Annotated in this window: 19 protein-coding genes; 11 read left to right on the forward strand and 8 right to left on the reverse strand. The window is 39.4% G+C overall.

Annotated elements, in window-relative coordinates; genetic code table 11:
* Positions 1–7: 7 nt before the first annotated feature.
* The 4 genes from ACN0TV_RS09630 (at position 8) to ACN0TV_RS09645 (ending at position 6,205) form a co-directional block, all read left to right on the forward strand.
* Positions 8–1,513, forward strand: a complete 1,506-nt coding sequence (locus tag ACN0TV_RS09630) for a RagB/SusD family nutrient uptake outer membrane protein (protein WP_417362467.1) — start codon at positions 8–10, stop codon at positions 1,511–1,513.
* Positions 1,514–1,623: 110 nt separating this feature from the next.
* Complete coding sequence (locus tag ACN0TV_RS09635) at positions 1,624–3,075, forward strand: glycoside hydrolase family 30 protein (protein ID WP_417362469.1); 1,452 nt, start codon at positions 1,624–1,626, stop codon at positions 3,073–3,075.
* 11 nt (positions 3,076–3,086) lie between these two features.
* Positions 3,087–4,805, forward strand: a complete 1,719-nt coding sequence (locus ACN0TV_RS09640; RefSeq protein ID WP_417362471.1) for a cellulase family glycosylhydrolase — start codon at positions 3,087–3,089, stop codon at positions 4,803–4,805.
* The gene (locus ACN0TV_RS09645) at positions 4,802–6,205 is read left to right on the forward strand and encodes a glycoside hydrolase family 30 protein (RefSeq protein WP_417362473.1); all 1,404 of its coding nucleotides are present in this window, start codon (positions 4,802–4,804) and stop codon (positions 6,203–6,205) included. The genes ACN0TV_RS09640 and ACN0TV_RS09645 overlap by 4 nt, the downstream gene beginning before the upstream one ends.
* Before the next feature lie 60 nt (positions 6,206–6,265).
* On the opposite strand, the gene ACN0TV_RS09650 is transcribed toward ACN0TV_RS09645, so the two are convergent.
* The 7 genes from ACN0TV_RS09650 to ACN0TV_RS09680 all read right to left on the reverse strand — a co-directional run bounded on the left by ACN0TV_RS09650 (position 6,266) and on the right by ACN0TV_RS09680 (position 13,276).
* The gene (locus tag ACN0TV_RS09650; RefSeq protein WP_417362475.1) at positions 6,266–7,048 is read right to left on the reverse strand and encodes an enoyl-CoA hydratase/isomerase family protein; all 783 of its coding nucleotides are present in this window, start codon (positions 7,046–7,048) and stop codon (positions 6,266–6,268) included.
* A gap of 7 nt (positions 7,049–7,055) precedes the next feature.
* Entirely contained in the window at positions 7,056–8,495 is a 1,440-nt protein-coding gene (locus ACN0TV_RS09655) for an ATP-binding protein (protein ID WP_417362694.1), read from the reverse strand.
* An 87-nt stretch (positions 8,496–8,582) separates the two neighbouring features.
* A complete protein-coding gene (locus ACN0TV_RS09660) occupies positions 8,583–9,128 on the reverse strand; it encodes a CopD family protein (RefSeq protein WP_417362476.1) in 546 nt (181 codons plus the stop codon).
* Between the two features lie 5 nt (positions 9,129–9,133).
* Positions 9,134–10,492 carry an MATE family efflux transporter gene (locus ACN0TV_RS09665; RefSeq protein WP_417362478.1) on the reverse strand — a complete coding sequence of 453 codons (1,359 nt, stop codon included), beginning with the start codon at positions 10,490–10,492 and terminating at the stop codon, positions 9,134–9,136.
* Between the two features lie 3 nt (positions 10,493–10,495).
* Positions 10,496–11,524 carry a ferrochelatase gene (gene hemH, locus ACN0TV_RS09670; RefSeq protein ID WP_417362480.1) on the reverse strand — a complete coding sequence of 343 codons (1,029 nt, stop codon included), beginning with the start codon at positions 11,522–11,524 and terminating at the stop codon, positions 10,496–10,498.
* Between the two features lie 145 nt (positions 11,525–11,669).
* Positions 11,670–12,410, reverse strand: coding sequence for a ThuA domain-containing protein (locus ACN0TV_RS09675; protein WP_417362482.1), 741 nt, complete (start codon positions 12,408–12,410; stop codon positions 11,670–11,672).
* A gap of 11 nt (positions 12,411–12,421) precedes the next feature.
* The gene (locus ACN0TV_RS09680) at positions 12,422–13,276 is read right to left on the reverse strand and encodes a helix-turn-helix transcriptional regulator (RefSeq protein ID WP_417362484.1); all 855 of its coding nucleotides are present in this window, start codon (positions 13,274–13,276) and stop codon (positions 12,422–12,424) included.
* Positions 13,277–13,513: 237 nt separating this feature from the next.
* On the opposite strand from ACN0TV_RS09680, the gene hemA reads away from it, so the two are divergent.
* The 7 genes from hemA to hemB all read left to right on the forward strand — a co-directional run bounded on the left by hemA (position 13,514) and on the right by hemB (position 19,958).
* On the forward strand, positions 13,514–14,767 hold the full coding sequence (gene hemA / locus ACN0TV_RS09685; protein WP_417362486.1) for a glutamyl-tRNA reductase: 1,254 nt from the start codon (positions 13,514–13,516) through the stop codon (positions 14,765–14,767).
* The gene (gene hemC / locus ACN0TV_RS09690) at positions 14,764–15,681 is read left to right on the forward strand and encodes a hydroxymethylbilane synthase (RefSeq protein WP_417362488.1); all 918 of its coding nucleotides are present in this window, start codon (positions 14,764–14,766) and stop codon (positions 15,679–15,681) included. The genes hemA and hemC overlap by 4 nt, the downstream gene beginning before the upstream one ends.
* A gap of 75 nt (positions 15,682–15,756) precedes the next feature.
* On the forward strand, positions 15,757–16,407 hold the full coding sequence (locus ACN0TV_RS09695; RefSeq protein WP_417362490.1) for a uroporphyrinogen-III synthase: 651 nt from the start codon (positions 15,757–15,759) through the stop codon (positions 16,405–16,407).
* A gap of 12 nt (positions 16,408–16,419) precedes the next feature.
* Complete coding sequence (hemE, locus tag ACN0TV_RS09700; protein WP_417362492.1) at positions 16,420–17,448, forward strand: uroporphyrinogen decarboxylase; 1,029 nt, start codon at positions 16,420–16,422, stop codon at positions 17,446–17,448.
* Positions 17,449–17,958 (forward strand): DUF6973 domain-containing protein, encoded by a 510-nt coding sequence (locus tag ACN0TV_RS09705; protein WP_417362494.1) that lies wholly within the window; start codon positions 17,449–17,451, stop codon positions 17,956–17,958.
* 50 nt (positions 17,959–18,008) lie between these two features.
* Positions 18,009–18,911, forward strand: coding sequence for an oxygen-dependent coproporphyrinogen oxidase (gene hemF, locus ACN0TV_RS09710; protein WP_417362496.1), 903 nt, complete (start codon positions 18,009–18,011; stop codon positions 18,909–18,911).
* A gap of 51 nt (positions 18,912–18,962) precedes the next feature.
* A complete protein-coding gene (hemB, locus tag ACN0TV_RS09715) occupies positions 18,963–19,958 on the forward strand; it encodes a porphobilinogen synthase (protein ID WP_417362498.1) in 996 nt (331 codons plus the stop codon).
* A 39-nt stretch (positions 19,959–19,997) separates the two neighbouring features.
* On the opposite strand, the gene ACN0TV_RS09720 is transcribed toward hemB, so the two are convergent.
* Positions 19,998–22,505, reverse strand: coding sequence for a S8 family serine peptidase (locus tag ACN0TV_RS09720; RefSeq protein ID WP_417362500.1), 2,508 nt, complete (start codon positions 22,503–22,505; stop codon positions 19,998–20,000).
* Positions 22,506–22,657 lie beyond the last annotated feature (152 nt).

A 22,657-nucleotide genomic window follows, 5' to 3' on the forward strand; every position in this document is an offset into this window, starting at 1 on the left:
AAAGAACATGAAAATTAAAGTGATAAAACAAACAATTCTAATACTTGGAATCTTAGCGATTACAGGTTCTTGCTCTAAGGATTACCTAGAGGTTCGTCCTGAAGGCACTCCATTAGAGGAAAACTATTATTCAACGCAAGAAGAAGCCTTTTCTGGTCTGATTTCAGTTTATGACGCTTTAGGAAAACAGTCCAAAGGTTTTGAAAACATGATCACCATGTTTAATGCAGGATCAGATGATCATTATGCAGGAGGTGGCGGCGCAACAGACGGAGCAGGTATACAGTCATTCTCTAACTATAGTCTTGACGCTTCCACCCTCCCTGCAAGTTATTGGAATGATTTCTACCAGGGTATATTCAGAGCCAATGTTTTAATTGACAAATTACCTGAGGTTCCCATGGAAGAAACCTTGAAACGTCGGTACTCTGCAGAAGCAAAAACTTTAAGAGCCTATTTCTATTTTGAATTGGTTCGCATTTATAGAAACATTCCTTTAATTGTGGATCCCTTAAAAACCTCTGAGATTTATGAAGTCCTACAGGCAGATCCGGCAGAGGTTTACAAACAAATAGAAACCGATTTAAATGAGGCCATTCCAGAATTACCTGTTAAGCTAGCCGACATTGAAAATGAAGCTGGGAGAATCACCCAAGGTGCTGCAATGGCAATCTTAGGTAAGGCTTATTTATACCAGGGGGAAAATCAACTTGCCGCCGAAACTTTGGCGCAGGTCAATGGTACCCCTGGAGGTACGAGTAAATATGGATATAAATTATTAGATGACTTCAGCAGTCTATGGACAATTAGCAACAAATTCAACACTGAATCCATTCTAAACTCCGCTCATACCGATAAATCCAACGCAGGATGGGGTAACTGGGGATCGGGTTCTGACGAAGGTAATTCTGTCAATATCATGGTAGGACCAAGAAATTACAATGCCATGGGTGGACCCGATTATGTAGCGGGTTGGAGTTTCAACCCTATTACACAGGATTTATATGATCAAATGGAAAATGATCCTAGATTTGATGCCACCATTGCCGATGTAAAAGCATTGAAAGAAGATGGATTGGCAGATTATTCACCAGGATACATGGATACCGGATATTTCTTGAAAAAGTTTATGCCGCTTAATTCTGATAAATCCACAGGAGGTGGTAACGTAGAATTGAATTTTAAACAAAATATGTATATCATTCGCCTGGCAGACACCTATCTTATGGAAGCAGAAGCATTGGGTGGTCAAGGTAGTCGTGCACAAGCATTGTTGGATGCTGTTAGAAGTAGAGTTGGCCTTGCCTCTGTTCCAGTTAGCCTAGATGCCATCTTCCACGAAAGAAGGATGGAACTGGCTGGTGAAGGTCACAGGTGGTTTGATTTGGTTAGGACTGGAAGAGCAGCATCAAAACTGTCTGACAGAGGATTCACAAAAGGAAAAAATGAAATCTTTCCTATCCCGCTCCAAGAATTGGAAAATACATTATTAGAGCAGAATCCTAATTATTAATGTTTTTAAAAATCTAAGGCTACATAATTACAGCCGTGAGTAACAATAGGGAAGTTATCGTTTGTAAATTTATGATAACTTCCCTATCTCAAAATATATTAAAACCAGTTATGAAACTACCAATCCATATTTTTTATACCCTCTTTCTAGTTTGTATATTGTTGAGTTGTTCATCGAACTCAGAAGAGCCCACTACGGATCCAGTAATTGAACCAACTCCAGAGGTTGTTTCTGATATTTCGTTTTGGCTGACTACTGGTGATCAAAACCAAAAATTAACCAAACAATCCACAGTAATTTCTTTCACCACAACGGCTAATAACCATCAGAGTATTACGATAGACCCGACTAAAACCTATCAAGTTGTGGATGGCTTTGGATTTACCCTAACTGGAGGAAGCGTAGAAGCAATTCAGTCCCTAAGTGAGACAGAACAACAAAGCCTGCTCCTAGAGTTATTTGGCAAAGAGGAAGAGTCCATTTCGATTAGTTATTTGCGCATCAGTATAGGAGCATCGGATCTCAATGAGAATCCTTTTACTTATAACGATATTCCAGAAGGCGAAACGGACCTAGAACTCAAAAATTTCAGTCTGGAAAAAGATCAAAAGGGTGTAATTGCCCTTTTAAAAGATATTATAGCCATAAATCCAGACATCAAAATCATGGCAACTCCATGGACAGCTCCCACTTGGATGAAGGACAACAAAGATTTTATTGGAGGACAACTTTTAGAGGAGTTTTACGCCGTGTATTCTAATTACTTTGTAAAATATATCCAAGCTATGAATCAAGAGGGAATATCCATTGATGCGATTACCATACAAAATGAACCTCTACATGATGGGAATAATCCCAGTATGTATATGACAGCAGCTGCCCAAGCACTGTTTATCAAAGACTATTTGGGTCCCGCCTTTAAGCAAGCCAACATTGAAACAAAAATTATAGCGTGGGATCATAACTGCGATCATCCGGAGTACCCAATTGAGGTACTAAGTGATTCAGAAGCTTATACATATATTGATGGCTCTGCTTTTCACTTATATGCAGGAGATATAAGTGCCCTAGCCACTGTTCACAATGCCTTCCCTGAAAAAAATGTGTATTTCACCGAACAATACACCTCTTCGGATGGATCATTTGATGGAGATCTGAAATGGCATTTAAAGAACGTCATAATTGGCTCAATGCGTAATTGGAGTAAGAACGCTCTAGAATGGAACCTGGCAAACAATGAACATTTCCAGCCACATACCCCTGGAGGGTGTACTGTATGTAAAGGAGGTATTACAATTGATTCGTCTGGAAAAATCACCAGAAATGTAGGATACTATATTGTAGCTCATGCTTCGAAATTTATTCCAGAAGGCTCAACTAGGATTCAAAGTAACATGACAAGTTCGCTTGAAAATGTTGCCTTTATTACACCGGAAGGTAAAACCGTAATTATTGTACTCAATAATGGAAATCAACTCGAAACTTTTAATATAAAACACCTTGATCAGTGGTTCACTACTTCCTTAGCCTCTGGCGCTGTAGGAACTTTTGTCTGGGAATAAACCAAAAACAAATGAAAAATCTAATCACCTTCTTTTTATTTATTGTCACCCTCACTGGATGGTCTCAAAACTTAAGAACAAAAGGTCAATCAATTGTCAATGATAAAGGAGATACTATCATTCTAAGAGGAATCGGATTGGGTGGACATATGTTGCAGGAAGGGTATATGCTAAAGGTTCCATTTTCTGGACAGCAGTATGTATTTAAAGAGCACATAACGAAACTAATCGGGAAAAAAGCTACGGAGAAATTTTACATTCGATGGTTGACTAATCACACTCAAAAAGCAGATATTGATTCATTGAAAAGCTGGGGGTTCAACTCAGTTCGTCTACCTATGCATTACAACCTATACACGCTCGCCGTAGAAGATGAACCTGTTAAAGGGAAGAACACCTGGTTAGAACGAGGGTTTATCCTAACGGATTCACTTCTTAACTGGTGCAGGGAAAACCAAATGTATCTTCTGCTAGATATGCACGCTACCCCTGGCGGACAAGGACATGATGTAAACATCTCCGATAGAGACCCTTCCAAACCATCACTTTGGGAAAGCAGAGAAAACCAAGAAAAGCTTATTGCGCTGTGGAAACGATTAGCGGAGCGCTACAAGGATGAACCTTGGATTGGCGGATATGATATTATTAACGAACCAAATTGGGCGTTTACCGGAACAAATAAAAATGGGATTGACGAACAAAACAACGGTCCGTTAAAATCATTAATGGTGGAGGTTACCAAGGCAATAAGATCAGTGGACAAGAACCACATCATTATCATTGAGGGGAATGGTTGGGGTAATAACTACAATGGCATACTTCCTCCATGGGACTCAAACATGGTGGTTAGTTTCCATAAATATTGGAACAACAATCACCAATCGGATATTCAAACCTATTTAGATATTCGTGAAACATACAATGTGCCTATTTGGCTAGGTGAAACCGGTGAAAACTCCAACGTGTGGTTTACCGATGCCATACGTTTAATGGAACAAAATAATATCGGATGGTGTTGGTGGCCGTTGAAAAAGTTAGGCTTCAACAATCCTTTAGAAATCAAGATAAATCCTGGCTATCAAGAACTCCTAGATTATTGGGCAGGGAAAGGCGATAAGCCATCTAAAAAACAAGCCCACCAAGCATTAATGCAACTTGCAGAGGACACTAAAATAGAAAACAACATCATTCACTACGATGTAATCGATGCCATGATTCGTCAAATTAAATCCAATCAGACCAAGCCTTTTAAGTCTATAACTATAGAACAAACAGCAACGCTGAATGCCGTGGACTATGACCTTGGTCAAATAGGTTATGCCTATTACGATAAAGATTTTGGAAACTACTACATCTCTACCGGGGAGGATAGAACACCGTGGAATCAAGGATATACCTACAGAAATGATGGAGTGGATATATTTCTCGATTCGAATAAAGATCTGTACGTAGGCAAATCCAGTGCAGGAGAATGGTTAAATTATACATTCAATATAGAAAAAACAGGTACTTATGAGATTGTTGTGCGATACCAAAACAATACCAAAGGGCTTGTTCAACTGGTGGCTAACCACAAAAGTTCGGTAAATGTGCCCCTAAATGAAAGTCAAAACTGGATCAATAGTGATGCCGCCAATTTACAGTTTCAAAAAGGAGAGAACATGCTGAAACTTCTATTTCTTAGAGGAGAAACGAATATTAAATCAATTAGTTTAAAAAAAATAAAATGACGAAGATTGCAATTTACGTAATACTTGCTTTAGTAGTAGGGTCTTGTAACACTCCGGACAAACATCAGGGGAAATCTGCAGAGCTATGGTTGACCTCTATGGATGAATCGGTATTGTTGGAGAAGATAGTAGATTCCCAAGAATCACATCCATCAGTTGACGGTACCACAGTAATCACTATTGACACTAGTACAACCTATCAAACCATGGATGGTTTTGGTTACACATTAACTGGGGGTAGCGCATTGCATATCCAAAAAATGGGTAAAAAAGCCCGGGCCAGTCTACTACAAGAGCTTTTCGGGAATGGACAAAATGAAATCGGAGTCAGCTATTTAAGAGTGAGTCTAGGGGCATCGGATTTGGATGAAAAACTATGGTCTTATAACGATCTTGAACAAGGAGAAGAAGACTTAAAGTTAAAACAATTCTCCCTTAGTTATGATACCCTCTACCTAGTACCCGTTTTAAAAGAAATTCTTAAGATCAACCCCAACATTAAAATCATGGGGTCCCCTTGGTCTCCCCCAGTTTGGATGAAAACAAATGGTGATACGCGAGGAGGAAGTCTAAAAGAAGAATATCATCAAGTTTATGCCGATTACTTTGTTAAATACATAAAAGCTATGGCATTAGAAGGTATTACTATTGATGCTATAACTGTTCAAAATGAACCTTTACATCCAGGTAATAATCCTAGCTTACTGATGAAAGCGGACCAGCAGGCGGTGTTTATAAAAAAATACTTAGGCCCTACATTTGAAAGAAATGATATCCAAACTAAGATCATAATTTACGACCATAATGCAGATCGAATCGATTATCCCATTTCCATTTTAGATGATCCTGAGGCAGCACAATATATAGACGGTTCCGCATTTCATCTCTATGGTGGTGAAATTGATGCTTTATCAAAAGTACACCAAGCACATCCTGATAAAAATCTTTATTTTACAGAACAATGGGTAGGGGCTCCAGGTGATTTTGAAAAAGAAATGGAATGGCATACAGAACATCTAATCATCGGGGCCACAAGGAATTGGTGTAAAACTGTACTCGAATGGAATTTAGCTTCTGATGAAAATCAAGACCCTCATACTGATAGAGGAGGTTGCGACCGCTGTTTAGGAGCAATTACTATTACAGGAGATGAAATTATCAGAAATCCTGCCTATTATATCGTAGCACAAGCCTCTAAATTTGTTCCTGCAGGATCTCAAAGAATCGCGTCCTCTTACAATGACTCTATACCAAGTGTGAGCTTTAGTAGAAAAGACGGCAAAATCGTAACCATAATGCTTAATAAAACAACAAAACCTCAACAACTCGAATTAGAACTCGGAGAAAAATCCATTTCAATTACACTTAAAGAAAGGTCGGTAGGTACCCTAATTCATTAGGGGTACATAAACTATTCAATCCTTAAAATATGGTCTCAGGTGTTGAGGAGCCACATAGTTTTACTTCCCTGTAAACTCAGCTTTTCGCTTCTCTAAAAACGCCTGAGTACCCTCTTTGAAATCCTCGGTTCCAAAGCATGCACCAAAGATTTCAATTTCCTTAGGATAGCCCTGATCCCCAAAGCCTGAATTCACCGCCGAAATCGCAGAAGCCACAGCTACCGGTGAATTATTTATGATTTTGGATGCGATCTTTTCACATAGTGGAAGTAATTGTTCTAAGGCTACCATATGATTAATGAGCCCCCACATCAAGGCCTTTTCTGTACCAATCATACCAGCGGTAAGAATCATTTCTAAGGCTCTTCCCTTACCCACCAACTGAGGTAAACGCTGAGTTCCTCCATATCCGGGTATTAGTCCCAAAGAAGTCTCAGGTAAGCCCATCCTAGCGTTGTCACTTGCAACTCTAAAGTGGCAAGCCATCGCCAATTCTAAACCACCTCCTAATGCAAAACCATTGATGGCTGCAATAACCGGAGTGCTAAGATTTTCGATCAAATTAAACAGTAATTCTTGTCCCTTGGCGGCCAATTGAGATCCTTCGTATTCAGAATAATTTGCAAATTCCGAAATGTCTGCCCCGGCGACAAAGGCTCTATCTCCTGCACCGGTAATAATGATAACCCTAACCTCAGCATCCTGGTCCAAAGCCACAAAGGCATTGTTCAATTCCTCGATCGTTGCTTTATTCAGCGCATTTAATTTTTTTGGACGATTAATGGTAATCACTCCAATTTGCATTTGCTGTTTAATTTCAATAGTAATATTTTCAAAATTCATATTAAAATCATTTAGTTATCGTATCCTTAGCTTCATTAAATTTAGGGAAAGTTATGGTAAAAACTGTCCCCTTATCTTCAACGGAATCCATATAAAGATCACCTTGGAAGGCTTCAACAATATTTTTCACCATACCGAGTCCGAGCCCCATACCACTAGTCTTTGTAGTGAACTTAGGTTCAAATATCTTTTCGTGGTTAGCTTTGGCAATACCAACCCCATTGTCTTCCACTGTAATTTTGATGTAGTCTCCCTCGGTAAATACCCGCACCTGAATTATAGGCTTGCGATCTTCTGGAACGGACTGCAGCGCATTTTTAACAAGATTCGTAATCACTCGTATGAGTTGAGTACGATCTAATTTGGCAACTATTTCTTCTTGATCACTGATAAATTCAATACAGTCTTCATTGAAAATTTCAACAGAAAGATGTACGACTTCAACCACATTCAAAAGCTCATTTTGCTGAGCAGGCATATTGGCAAAACTACCAAAGGCTGATGCGATATTACTCATCGTATCAATTTGCTGAATCATTATTTTTGCAAATTCATCAACCTTATTACTAATATTAGGATCTTCGGAATCGAACTTTCTCTGGAAGCTCTGAACACTTAAGCGCATCGGCGTCAACGGATTTTTAATCTCATGCGCCACCTGCTTTGCCATCTCACGCCAAGCTTGCTCTCTCTCACTTTTAGCAAGTAGAGCCGCACTTTTATCCAATTCGTCAACCATCCCATTGTACGCCTCAACCAGCGCTCCTATTTCTTCACTTGGTCGATCCAGATATATCTTTTGATTTTGCTTGGTCAATCGGGTTTGATCTAGCTTATCACCAATGGCTTTTAGCGATCGGGTAATGTAAGTAGAAATCAGATAGGCTAGCATAACAGCAATCACTAAAAGAATGACATAAACAGCCGATAGACGCATTAGAAATTGCCCCAATTCCCCTTCATTAAAAGTATCATCCTCATAATATGGGATATTCAAAATTCCGATAGGTTTGAACTTGGGATCCAGGATGTAACTATAGGAAGAACGAAAGCGATCGCCCGCAGCTTTAGTTCGTTCCACATAGCGTTTGGTTAGACTATTTTCGAGGCCGTGAAGCACGCTATTATCCAAATCCTTAACGCCGTTATCATAGGCCATTCTAGGTTTGGAGCTAATAATAAGCTTCCCATCTAAATCAAAAATATTAAAATTGATCTCTAAAACATCCGAAGCTTCAAAAATGACATTCTTGTATTCTAGGATGTACCTTAAGTTTTCGGTTTTTACCTCCCAAGTCGTATTTTTTAAGATATAATCTATTTGAGCATTGAGTTGTTCCTCCTTGCGTTCTAGATATACTCGGTGATAATCCTCAGCCTGCCCTTTATATTGAAAAATAGTCACTCCCGCGATCAAAACCGACGCGAAAACCACAATAAATATCATTGTAATAAAGATACGTGTGCGAAGCGATAGTTTATTGTACACCCTAAATTGGTTTTTGGACTTAAATATAACAATAATTAAGCCAGCTTAGTTATTCTTCTCCCGTATTCGTTTGTACAACCGTATCCCTAACATCAGTGCAATGGCCAGTACGAAAATCCCCACCATTCCAAAGATCCAGTTCAAACTATCCTTCAGGATGACTAGAAAGACTACCGAAAACAGTATTATGGTCGTTACTTCGTTCCACATCCGCATAAATTTTGAACTGTAGTTTACCTGATCGTTTTGAAGTTGTTTTAAAATTTGATGCGTTTTTAAATGGTAGAGTATCAGTAAAAAAACGAAAACTAATTTTATGTGCATCCAGCCTTGTTGCAACCAGGCCGGATTAATAATCAATAATAAAATAGCAAACAAAATCGCGAGAACTGCTGATGGCCAAGTGATGATAAACCAAAGGCGTTTGGCCATAATTTTAAGTTGATTCCCTAAAATTTCCTTTTCTGGAGAAGGCTTGCCAAAAGCTTCTATCTGATAGATAAACAAGCGAGGTATATAAAACAAACCAGCAAACCAGGTAATGACAAAAATTAGGTGTAATGCTTTGATATAATTGTAATATTCAGCCATAAGTTCTACGATTCTACGGGTTGGGTATTCAATTTATGTTGGATTTCTCGATTTAAAAAATAAGCGGTTACCACCGTTGAAAGCGCGTCAGACAAAGGAAAAGAAACCCACACACCAAATTCTCCATAATACCTAGGCAATACGAGAATCAAAGGTATAAAAAAGATTCCCTGTCTAGTTAAGGTTAACAAAAATGCGGGTAATGCTTTTCCAACCGCTTGGAAATAAGCAGCACCTATAAGTTGGATCACTACGATAGGCGTAGCGGCAAACACCCATCGCATTGCTTTAGGCGTATCGCTTAAGACCGCCGGGTCATCTGTGAACACCGAGGTGATAGGTCCCGGGAAAATCATAATTAATAAGAAAATACAAAAACCCAACAACATGGCGTATTTTATGGCCGTATTAATGGTCTCCTTTACGCGTTGATATTTGTGCGCCCCATAATTATATCCTGCAATAGGTAAAAACCCTTGGGTAATTCCAAGGACAGGGAACAGCGCAAACATCAACATTCTGCCGATAATCGCGTAGACGGTCACCGAAGATGCACCTCCTAGGTTGTACAATATGTTGTTTAAAAGTAAGTAAGTCACACTGACAATGGCTTGTCTTGCAAGGGTTACCCCACCCAACATAGCAATTTCAGTTACGATAATACGTCTTAAAGCAAAATCTGTAATACGCAATTTTAATTCAGAATTTTTTGATAGAAAATACCATACGATATAGCCAAGACAAAGAACGTAAGAGGCCGTGGTCGCCCACCCGGCTCCTAGCATTCCGTAGTCCAAAACATTAATCAAGAGATAATCCAGTAGAAGGTTTCCAACCGAGGGAATAATCATCGCAATCATTGCAAACTTAGGTTTTCCCTCTGCCCTAATGACGGTATTTCCCATCATACATAAGGCTAAAAAAGGAACCCCATATAGAACTACTTTATAATACACCTTTGCAGGTTCAAAAATCTCGCCCTTACCACCAAAACTAGGAATGATATCATCTACAAACCACAATCCAACAGTCACAAGAAGCACTGTTAATAGTATGGTCAGGGTAATTTGATTCCCAAAGGTCATCAGTGCTTTGGAACGCTTATCCGCACCCAAAGCTCGAGATATTATGGAAGAGCCCCCAATACCAATGGCCATACCCAGTGCGGCAATAAAAAATGAAACAGGAAGCACCACATTAATAGCAGCAATGGCAACAGAACCTATCCAATTCCCTACAAAAATGGTATCAACCAATATGTTCAAGGACATCACCAAAATACCAATGGAAGCAGGAACAGCCTGTTTAACTAGTAAACTAGCTATGCTTTCCTCTCCAAGGGCTTTCGATGAACTCTTACTCATGCCTTATGCATTTTGCGCGGCCAATGCCCACTGGTCAATCCAACGTGCCAGGACCTTAATCCAATCTTGGTCATCATTAAGACAAGGCACCACATGAAGCTGCTCACCTCCTTGGGCGATAAAATCTTCTTTGGCTTGAATCCCAATTTCTTCTAGAGTTTCAATACAATCTGACACAAAAGCAGGCGTAACTACAGCAAGCTTTTTAATGCCTTTTTCAGGCATATCATGAATCGTTTTATTGGTTGCCGGCTTGAGCCATGGATCAATTCCTAAACGCGATTGAAATGAGGTAGAATACGTTCCTTGTTTTAACCCTAAATATTCTGCCACCTGTTTGGTGGTCTCATAACATTGGTGACGGTAACAAAATTGATGTGCGGGTGAGGCCGTTTGACAGCAGCTCCCATCAATTTTACAATGGGATTTAGTGATATCAGATTTTCTAATATGCCGCTCAGGCAAACCGTGATATGAAAACAATAAATGATCCCACTCTTGAGTCTGCAGATAGCGTTGAACAGAATTTGAAAGTACGCGAACATAGTCAGAATGGTTGTAAAACGCAGGGATACTAGTGAACTGCATTTCTGGAAAATGATTTTGTCGTAACTCCTCCGCCAACACCAAAATAGTTTCGGTGGTTGCCATAGCAAATTGAGGATAAAGTGGAATGAGTAATACCTCGGTCACCCCCTGATCTTTTAAGGCTTGCAGACCAGACATAATAGAAGGATTCCCATAACGCATTGCCAAAGCACTTGGAATTGAAGTGAACTTATCAACTCCTTCCTTTAAGCGTTCAGAGAGTACAATTAAAGGTGAACCTTCCTCCCACCATATTTTTTCATAAGCCTCAGCCGACTTTTTAGGACGTGTGTTGAGTATTATACCCCTAACAATAAAACTGCGTAACCAATATGGAAAATCGAAAACGCGCTCGTCCATTAAAAACTCATCCAAATACCGTTTTACATCCTTGGGATCTGTAGAATCCGGTGATCCCAAATTGACGAATAAAACTCCTTTCATATGCTATTTTTTCTAAAAGAATTCTTTTGCAAAAGTACACATTTGCTATTCATAAAGCCCTTAGATCAGCTTAACTTTGGAGATAATGCTATTTAAAAAATTGATAACACCTAACCCAAATAAAAACTCTTCCAATGACTGATCATTAATCTCTTTTTAAACAGTAATTTATCCCTCCGAGCAGATGCGCAACAAACAAAGGTTCACTGTAGGACTCTTTGGTGTGCCCGCCACCGGTGTAAAACACCCTGCCGCCCTCAAACTCGTGATACCAAGCAATGGGGTGATGCGCTCCATTTGTTCCACCGTCATAAGAAGTCTCATCCAAATTGAGCAGCACATGAATATCATTACTAAGGTTTTTATAGTTATACCACTCATCGGTTCTTACCCAAGTAGACTCAGGCAGCATTTTTGTGGATACATGATTAGGATCAATCACTTTCATCTCAGCCTCTCTAACGTTTGGACCATTGGGATGACCTGAAAAATAGGCTCCTATCATTTCCCCGTACCACGGCCAATGGTATTCCGTATCTGTAGCGGCATGAATTCCCATAAAACTTCCTCCCGCATGCATAAAATCCTTCAGCGCCTCTTGCTCATTAGGACCAAGCACATCATTTGTTGTCGATAAGAACAATACCATCTTATAGTGTTTTAGATTCCCTGTATTGAAAGCGAGAGAATCCTCGGTATGGGTAATTTCAAAATTGTTTTGTCGAGCTAATTTTTCAAGTAAGGCAACTCCTGTTTCTATGGATTTATGTCGAAATCCGCTTGTCTTGGTAAAGACTAAAACCTGGTCGAGGTCAGAGGGAGTTTGCTGCGCCATACCGACTAAGAAACAGCATAAGCTAAGAGAAAGCAAGATTGTTTTTTTCATGTATTTCAGTTTTAGGTTAATGCCATTGTATATTTTTTAGGCGTGGTTCCATATTTCTTTTTAAAAGCTGCAATAAAATGACTCGAAGTACTATAACCGACCTTTAATCCCACCTCATTGACATTCATCTCCCCTGCCTCTAACAGCTTTCTGGCGTAATCCATTTTATAATCAAATAAGAAGCTATAAACCGAGTCACCGTAAACTTGTTTAAACCCTTCTTTGAGGCGTTTTAAACTCAACCCTATTTCATCAGATAATTCTTGAAGCGATGGCGGCTCGGACATTCTCGAGATTACGATGTCCTTAGCCTTACGAATACGACGAACATTATCCTCGTCCACCAAAAATGGGCATTGTTCAAAATCCGTATCTTCCGGTTTGTTAAAATACAGGGCTAGTAATTCATATATTTTTCCTTTCAAATATAAGCTTTCAATAGCGCTGTGCATGTTAAAATTCAACATTTGACTAAGTACAACAGACATGGCCGGATTAATCGGCATGGTCCCATAATACTTTTTATCGATGTTTTCTTTATCCAAAAAGTGAATGTAATCGGCCTCATCAGAGAATAAGGCGTGGAATTTCTGAATCGGAATTACAATAGATAAAATCCAAGTTTTAGAGTTGACTTCTAAATTAATAGGTAAATCTCGCTGTGGATTGTACAACAACAGAGCCTCATCTTCTTTTATATCTATGGCATAATTCCCCTGGTTATAATGAAATATAGCACGTCCTTTCAAGCAAAAATGAAATTGTATAAAACTACTATCAATTTGCTTACTAATATGCTGAATATCATTCGTTTCGTTCTGAGTCTTTAAAACTAAAAAACCTTGTTCAATCCCAATTTCCTGCATAGTTCTTTTCGCGTTACTTTTTAAATAAGTTTAAAGTGAATGTTATGTTTTTTTATTTAGAATGGTTCTAAACTTCTAAGACAAGTACACACTGCAACCCCTCAAATATACTGCTATTTAGCAGATAATTAAACAAAAGAATATGCCTTTTTCACCAAACGACATAAAAAGTACCTGTAGCGTTACTTTCTTTATATCTTTAGGTTTACTTTTGTAAACGATTTCAGAAAAAACTGAATGGAAGCATACAACATTTCTAGACATAATACTTTTTACGCAATAGGGATCAGTTATAAAAAAGCTGATGCTGCAATTCGAGGTAAGTTTAGCCTAAGCGAAACTGCAAAGCTTGGTTTGCTCAATCAAGCCAAGGAAGGCGGTATGGACGGGATTATGACCACCTCTACTTGCAACAGAACAGAGATCTACGGTTTCGCTCAGCATCCGTTTCAACTGATACAACTCCTTTGCGATAATTCCAATGGTAGCCTTGAAGATTTTCAACGTATTGGATTTGTATATAAAAACAAAGAAGCTATAGACCACCTCTTTAAAGTTGGCACAGGACTGGACAGTCAAATCCTCGGGGATTTTGAAATTATCAGTCAGATAAAACAAAGCTTCACTACTTCAAAAAAACTAGGACTGACAAACCATTTTTTAGAGCGGCTTTGTAACTGTGTGATTCAGGCCAGCAAACGCATTAAAAATGAGACTGAACTTTCTTCAGGTGCTACCTCTGTAGCTTTTGCTTCAGTACAATATATACTGGCTAGAGTACCGGAGGTTTCAGAAAAAAATATCTTGTTATTTGGTACAGGTAAAATTGGAAGGAACACTTGTGAGAATATGGTTAAGCATACCCGAAATGATCATATCGTACTGATCAACAGAACCAAAGATAAGGCCGAAAAAATTGCCGGTAAGTTTAATTTAATCGTTAAAGATTACAGCAATCTACAAGAAGAAATCAGTCAATGTGATGTTCTGATCGTAGCCACCGGCGCACAAAAACCCACCATTACAAAACAACTAATTCACTCCAAGAAAGAATTACTGATCCTGGATCTTTCCATTCCTCAGAATGTAGATCCAAGTGTTCAAGAAATGTCAAACGTCACCTTGGTCCATTTGGACCAATTGTCGAAAATGACTAATGAGACACTCAAAAGGAGAGAACAATTTATTCCCCAAGCCGAAGAGATTATTAAGGAGGTCACCAAAGAATTCAACGGTTGGTTGGAAACTAGAAAATTTGCTCCCACCATTAAAGCTTTAAAAAAGAAGCTCAATCATATGAGGGATGCAGAGATCGATTTTCAGCGTAAAAAAATTGAAGGATTTAACGATCAGCAAGCAGAGATTATCAGCGATCGTATTATTCAAAAAATAACCACGCAGTTCGCCAACCATCTCAAAGATAGCTCTGACACCTCAACAGAAAGCATTGAACTTATTAAAAAAGTGTTTCAATTAGAATTCTCAGAATGAAAAAAACCATTAAAATTGGAACTCGCGATAGTGTATTAGCACTATGGCAGGCGAACCGTGTTAAATCATTATTAGAAGCTGATGGTTATCAAACCCAAATCGTCGCCGTAAAATCTGAGGGAGACCTACTACTGGATAAGCCAATACATCAATTGGGCATTACAGGTGTTTTCACAAAAACCCTGGACATTGCCATGTTAAATGGCACAGTAGACATCGTGGTACACAGCATGAAAGATGTACCTACGCAACTCCCTCCAGGCATTGTAAAAGGTGCTGTTTTAAAACGAGCCAATCCAAAAGATTTATTGATTCAAAAGGAGAAAACCAAGGTGCTACCTAAAAAAGCTACCATTGCTACTGGAAGTTTGAGAAGAAAAGCACAATGGCTCAATAAATTCCCGGAGCACGAAGTTGCCAACATTAGAGGAAATGTACAAACGCGTTTACAAAAATTAGAAGACAGCCAGTGGAACGGAGCCATATTTGCAGCCGCGGGACTGGAGCGAATCAATCTTCGACCAGAAACCACCATGGAGTTGGACTGGATGATCCCTGCACCTGCACAGGGCGCGATGTTAGTAGTGGCAATGGAACATGACGACTATTCTAGAAAAGCACTTGAGGCACTGAATGACTATCAAACAGATCTCTGTACCACAGTAGAACGTGATTTTTTAAGAACATTGGAAGGCGGATGCTCCGCTCCAATTGGGGCAATAGCAACGGTAGATATCGATTACCTAACACTTGTTGCAGGTTTATTTTCATTGGATGGCAAACAAAAAGTGACCATCGAAAAAAAGGTATTGATTGAAAACTGTGAAGGATTAGGACATCTAAGTGCCTTAGAGGTTCTAAAGCAAGGTGGGGAAGCAATTATGAAAGTGATCAGGAAGGATTTAAAACTCTAATAAGACAATTAAGGGATCACTGCATTTAGCGAAAAAGGTTTGAGTTCACATTAATCAAAATTCTCAATAGGTATCATGATTGAAATATTAAGTACAAAAGAACTCGAAGTTACACAGAGGAATATTCTAGAAGAGGCTGGTATTGTTTATCATGAACATAACTTTATAAGTATTGAACCCATAGCATTCAAGGCTCCAAAGCAGATCAAAAATGCCATATTTACAAGTCAGAATGCGGTAAGATCCATCGTGGATGAAAATATTCAAATCACAAATTGTTTTTGTGTAGGTGATAAAACCGAGGCACTCTTAAAACACCACAACTTCAATGTTGTGGAAAAGGCGTATCAGGCCAGTACCCTTGCCAAAACACTAGTAACGCAATACGAAACGCATTCCTTTCACTTGTTTTGCGGAAACCTACGTCGTGAAGAACTTCCGGCGATGCTTAAAAAGCATCAAGTCGAATTGCATGAAACCCAGGTGTACCAAACAAAACTCACCTCAAAGAATATGCTTCGTAGTTTTGATGCTGTTTTATTCTTCAGCCCAAGTGCTGTGGAAAGCTATGCGCAACGAAATTTATTTGATGACACCATCGTCTTTTGTTTGGGAAAAACAACTGAAGCCGAGGTAAGAAAACATACCAAAAATCTCATTACTGCAAACAGAACGACTATTGAAAATGTTCTAGTTCAGGTAATCAAACACTTTAAAGAACATTAAAAGCATACTATTATGATAAAAAACGATCTTTTCTTAAAAGCTTTAAAAGGCGAATCGGTAGAAAGACCACCAGTTTGGATGATGAGGCAAGCGGGAAGATACTTACCTGAATTTATGGCTATAAAGGAGAAATACGATTTCTTTACACGTTGTAGAACTCCCGAATTAGCTGCAGAAATTACGGTACAACCTATTAGGATCGTAAAACCTGATGCTGCCATACTATTCTCTGACATCTTAGTGATTCCTCAGGCGATGAATATCGATGTAGTGATGAAGCCGGGACTTGGACCATGGGTGCCAAACCCCATTCGATCAGCTAAGGATGTTGAGCAGGTCATAGTACCGGAGATCAATGAAGAGTTGGGTTATGTCATGGATGCTATTAAACTAACCAAAGAAATGCTAAATGACGAGGTTCCTTTGATCGGTTTTGCAGGGTCTCCTTGGACGATTCTTTGTTATGCAGTAGAAGGACAAGGGTCTAAAAGTTTTGATAAAGCGAAGGGATTTTGTTTCTCACAACCAGAAGCAGCTCATGCCCTACTTCAAAAAATAACAGACACCACCATCCTTTATTTGAAGGAGAAGGTTAAAAATGGCGTTAATGCCGTTCAAATATTTGACTCTTGGGGAGGCATGCTCTCTGCTGTAGATTACCAGGAATTTTCTTGGAAATACATTAATCAAATCATTGAAGCACTAGCTGATAATACTGAAGTTATTGTATTTGGCAAAGGATGTTGGTATGCCTTAGGAGATATGGCTAAGAGCAAGGTATCTGCCATTGGTGTGGACTGGACATGTTCACCCGAAATTGCCAGACAGCTCACAGGAGGTCAGGTCACATTGCAAGGAAACTTTGATCCTTCGCGCTTGTTATCCCCTATTCCTGTTATCAAGAAGATGGTGGGTGAAATGATTGACGCTTTTGGAAAGGATAAGTACATTGCCAATTTAGGCCATGGTATATTACCTAATATTCCAGTGGATCACGCTAAGGCATTTATAGATGCCGTAAAAGAATACCGAGTAAAGTAGATGGATGTTGGTCGTATCATAAAGTCCCTTTCTCTAAGACAAATTACGGCCATTATAGGTAAGGTCATAAGCAGTCCAGTGTTGTTCTATTGTTTTGTGAAGGCTACAAAAAAATGTATTTCAATATGCGATAAACGCTTCGCAGGGGCGCATCACAAAAACAACAAGACCAATGCGTATCGCCACGCCTTATGGAATATGTCAATTGCCTTTGAATGTATCAAGTTAGGAAAAGACATTTCCATCGCTTTACTCTGGGCAAAAGAAATAACCGATTGGCACGAACAGGCCTTTGTCAACAAAGCTGTGGAAACCCATATGGATTTGCACAACAATAAGAAGGGTCGTCAATGGTTTAAACAAATGCACAAAGATGATCCCACTGGGGTCAACTATGATACTATGGATCAGTTTCTAATGGAAAAATTCAAATACGCTAAAAAGCTGAATAAGGATAGCTTTCAAGAGCATGCTTTTGAGGAAAATCTCGTTTATATTGAAGAATTATAGGCCTTAAACGCGTAGCTAATTTCCATCAGTACATTCAAAAAAAAGACGTAATGAAAGATAAATTCTACCAATACATTCTAGAGCTTCAGGACAGGATTACATCCCGATTAGAACAAATCGACACTGAGGCAAAATTTGAGGAAGATTTATGGCAGCGACCTCAGGGCGGTGGCGGAAGAACAAGAGTCATCGAAAACGGAAAAGTCTTTGAAAAAGGAGGTGTTAACATCTCCGCTGTTCACGGGCCGCTTCCGAAATCTATGCAATCATATTTTAATGTTGGAGATTGTGATTTCTTTGCCTGCGGACTCTCCCTTGTCATTCATCCTAAAAGCCCGTTTGTACCAACAGTTCATGCGAACTGGCGCTATTTCGAGATGTATGACAAGCAAGGGAATACCATTGATTGCTGGTTTGGAGGTGGTCAGGATTTAACACCATACTACTTGTTTGAAGAAGATGCTAAACATTTCCACGGCATCTGCAAAGAAGCTTGTGACAAACACGATACCTCATTCTACAGTGACTTTAAAGCTAAATGTGATCAGTACTTTTGGAATTCACATCGCAACGAAGCTAGAGGCGTAGGTGGATTATTCTTTGACTATTGTAAAGCGGACCAGGACAAAAGCATAGAGGATTGGTACAACTTCGTAACAGAGGTTGGGAATAGCTTCTTGGATGCCTATGTTCCAGTGGTGGAAAAACGAAAAGAATTGCCCTATACGGAGCAAAACAGAAACTGGCAAGAAATTCGAAGAGGACGTTACGTTGAGTTTAACCTTGTTCACGACAAGGGCACCTTATTTGGTTTAAAAACCAACGGAAGAATTGAAAGTATATTAATGAGTTTACCTCCCCATGTACAATGGGTATATGACCACACCCCTGAAAAGGGAAGTGAGGAAGAAAAATTAGTTGAGGTTTTATGCAAGCCTAAAGCATGGGTCTAGAACGCTTGTAAAACCTAAGGCACATTGTAACAAAAATTAAAAAACACACCAATGTATCCATTAAGAAGAAATAGAAGATTAAGAGCTAGTCAAGCGATTCGAAGTATGGTTCAAGAAACCATTATTAGTCCAAGTGATTTCCAAGCACCGCTATTTGTGGTTGAAGGAAAAAATATTAAAGATGAAATCTCGTCAATGCCCGGATATTACCGCTTCAGTTTAGACCTCTTGGTTGAAGAAGTAAAACTCATCTGGTCTCTAGGAATTAAATCTGTGTTGCTATTCGTTAAGGTTGAACAAAACCTAAAAGACAACAAAGGTAGTGAGGCCATCAATCCAGATGGCCTAATGCAACGCGCGATAAGATGCGTAAAAAATGCAGTCCCCGAGATGCTTGTAATGACGGATGTGGCTCTAGATCCATATTCTGTTTATGGGCATGATGGTATCGTAGAGAACGGTAAAATACTTAATGACCCTTCAGTAGATGCCCTTTCTCAAATGGCCTTATCACACGCACAGGCCGGTGCGGACTTTGTGGCACCAAGTGATATGATGGACGGTAGAATTCTAGCCATCAGAGAAACCCTTGAAAGCGAAGGATTTTACGATACCGGAATTATGAGCTACAGCGCAAAATACGCCTCAGCATTCTACGGTCCATTTAGAGATGCATTGGATTCAGCTCCGGTAGACTCTAAGGACATTCCTAAGGACAAAAAGACCTATCAAATGGACATTGCCAACAGGACGGAAGCCATTAGAGAAACACAAATGGATATAGACGAAGGTGCGGACATTGTGATGGTCAAACCCGGACTCTGCTATTTAGACATTGTTCGAGACCTTAAGAACACCTTTGATGTTCCTATTGCGGTATACCAAGTTAGTGGTGAATACGCCATGATCAAGGCCGCTGCTCAGAGAGGTTGGCTAGATGAAAATGCAATAATCATTGAGCAATCCATGGCCATTAAAAGAGCTGGAGCCGACATCATTTCCAGCTATTATGCCAAGGATGTCGCAAAACTGATATCTGGTTTTTAAATCACAATATGAATTCAAGACTTAGAAGTGATCTACTGCTTAATCTTTCATGAATTTTGCAGTAGAACCTTTTGAACCATCTGCTATGGCTACCACGTACAATCCTGGAGGGAAGGTAGACACATCAATTGACTTGTTATACGCATTGCCATAAGCAACTCTATTTCCCGAAGCATTGAAAATTTGGTAACCATCACTCTTTTCAGTGAGCCCTTTAATTTTAATTGTTGAAACCGCAGGGTTAGGATAGACCAAAATACGATCTGACTGCTGCTCAAAAACACCCTTATCCGTAGGTGTAATCTCTTGAACAAGAGTATGTTTTTTAAGTGTTTCTACAGCGACAATCTCACTTTCTAAAGAACGATTACCAGCAGCATCTATCGCAACAACTACAAATTGATAGGAAGTTTGTGATGCTAATCCTGTAACCTTTAATTGTGTAGCTTCATAGGTTCCTATTTTAACGCCATCCTGATAAACTTCATAGGATGTGGTCGCTACATTATCCTTAGAAGCATCCCAGTGCAATATCAAAGATTTAGTGCTGATCTCATGAGCCACTAAACCTGAAGGGATGCCTGGAGCCATCGTATCGACAAACTTAGTTCTAAAGCTAACCACATTGCTAAAATCAGATTCCGCAAGCTCTGAACACAAGGTTCTTACCTTCCATTGATAAACCGTATTTTCTTCCAATTGGGTTAATTCAAGATTGTTCTCAGTTACCAATACAGTTTGCCATTCTTGAAGACTTCCTTTTTTGTTTGATTGCGTTCTATAAGCAACTTCGTAAATAGCATCTTCTACAGATTCCCAAACCAAACTAACTTTTTCATCCTCTATAGATCCTGTTTTAAGTTCAGCAGGAGTTTTTAAAACACAATCGCTGGCTTTAATTCCAGTAACGATCAATGAAAAATCCTGATGATCAGTAAGTAGAGAACCTTTATGACTCACTTGAATAACATAAGTTCCTACAGCGTTTAAAACCTCAACTTTTTCAAAAGGATCGACATTATTTACACCTTGAACGGCCGCTGAATAACCATTAGTGGCTGTGAGCTTCCAAGGGTAAAATTCACCGTCCTCAGCCTCCTTAAGTATCACGATGTCTAAATCATTCACCAACACTGGAGTAGCATCATTAAGATTCCCTTTATTTTCAGTAGCAAACGCAGGATCTGTCCAGGATATAGAGGCCATTAAGGTCTCTCCTTCTTCAACTTGATATGTGTATTGAAGGATTTCACCATTAGCTAGGCTTGTTTCTTGAATAATACTGCTAAGACCAAGGTTAGAAATTGTTTGTGCTGCTCTTCTTGTATTGATAATTCCCCATCCAAATCGCGCATCTGGTCCAGGGAACTCTCCAGCCTCATCTGCCGTGTGTAAACTCAAACCTTTTAAGGTAGCAGCCCTCATAAAGTCACCGTGAGTTTCTTTGTAATATTGTTGTAACAAAAGTAATGCACCAGTAACACCCGGAGCAGCCATAGATGTTCCGGATTGTGCCAAATAACTCGTATCATTATCACTATAAGCAGAATAAACGTTTACACCCTCACCAGTAATATCCGGTTTGATACGCCCATCATCTGTAGGGCCAAAGTTGCTGAAGGAAGCAATTTGAGCACCGGTCACATTTTGCTGATCGTCAAACACAACTTCATCAGCAGCGGCAACAGTGAGCCCATTTTTAGATGCAGCATAACCTAATAGAAGATCATAAGCATCAGCAGCAGTTCCTGTAACTGGTTGTTGATTGTATTGATATTGTTGTGTATTACCCCCAGCGGTAACCATCAAATAATAAGGTGCATTGTACATGATCTCATCCCAATCCTTGGCTTGGTAGATATAAGCACCGAAATACCAATCCGGAATAGTTTTAGCGCTAATCCCATAAGAGTGATTTGAAAGTAATAATCCGTCTGCAGCGGCTTTGGCAACCTCAGCCTCATCATTGGACCAATCATAACTCACACCATCTGCATTGAATGCTACTCCTTTTGCCTTTGGATCAACTCCTGCAGCTAGTATAGTACCCAAAACGTGAGTTGCGTGACCACTAGTTCTTTTAGCATCATCTCCATTTTGAACTCGACCACCTAATTCCTGGTGAGAAAGTAATGCCTTACCACTATCCCAAACACCAACATACATCCCCAATCCGTCGACATCCAAGTGAAGGTCTCCATTTTGATAGAGGGCATTGGACCTTGATGTAAAGACTACGTTGTCATTATAAGTAGTATAGTAGATTGGGGCACCATCAGGCCCAAGTTGTTCTAATTCTTCATAACCACCATTGGAAAGCTCCGTGGAAATCGCCCAACCTTTAGTCAAGGCAACACTTTGAGCTTCTGCTTTTCTACGATGACTTACATCTTTATATTTATGCGAAAGTCTTCTAAGTTTATCTGAATTCTTCATCTGATAGTTTGCTCTACCATAGTGTTGTTGAGCGACAAGATCTGAAGGGTTAATTAATAACCCAGCTACCATAACTAGAAGTGAAATCGATTTAAGTAGTAGTGCCTTCATAACATTTGGGATTGTTTTGCATCATAAATGTAATTTGATTACAAAACTTTCCCGATGAAATGCACGGTTTATTCGATGAAATACACGCCACTATTCGATGAACGGTAATATTTTATAGTAAATGTAGGAATAACAATAATATTATTGTAGGT

This window comes from Galbibacter sp. (assembly GCF_048266365.1).
Taxonomy (GTDB): Bacteria; Bacteroidota; Bacteroidia; order Flavobacteriales; family Flavobacteriaceae; genus Galbibacter.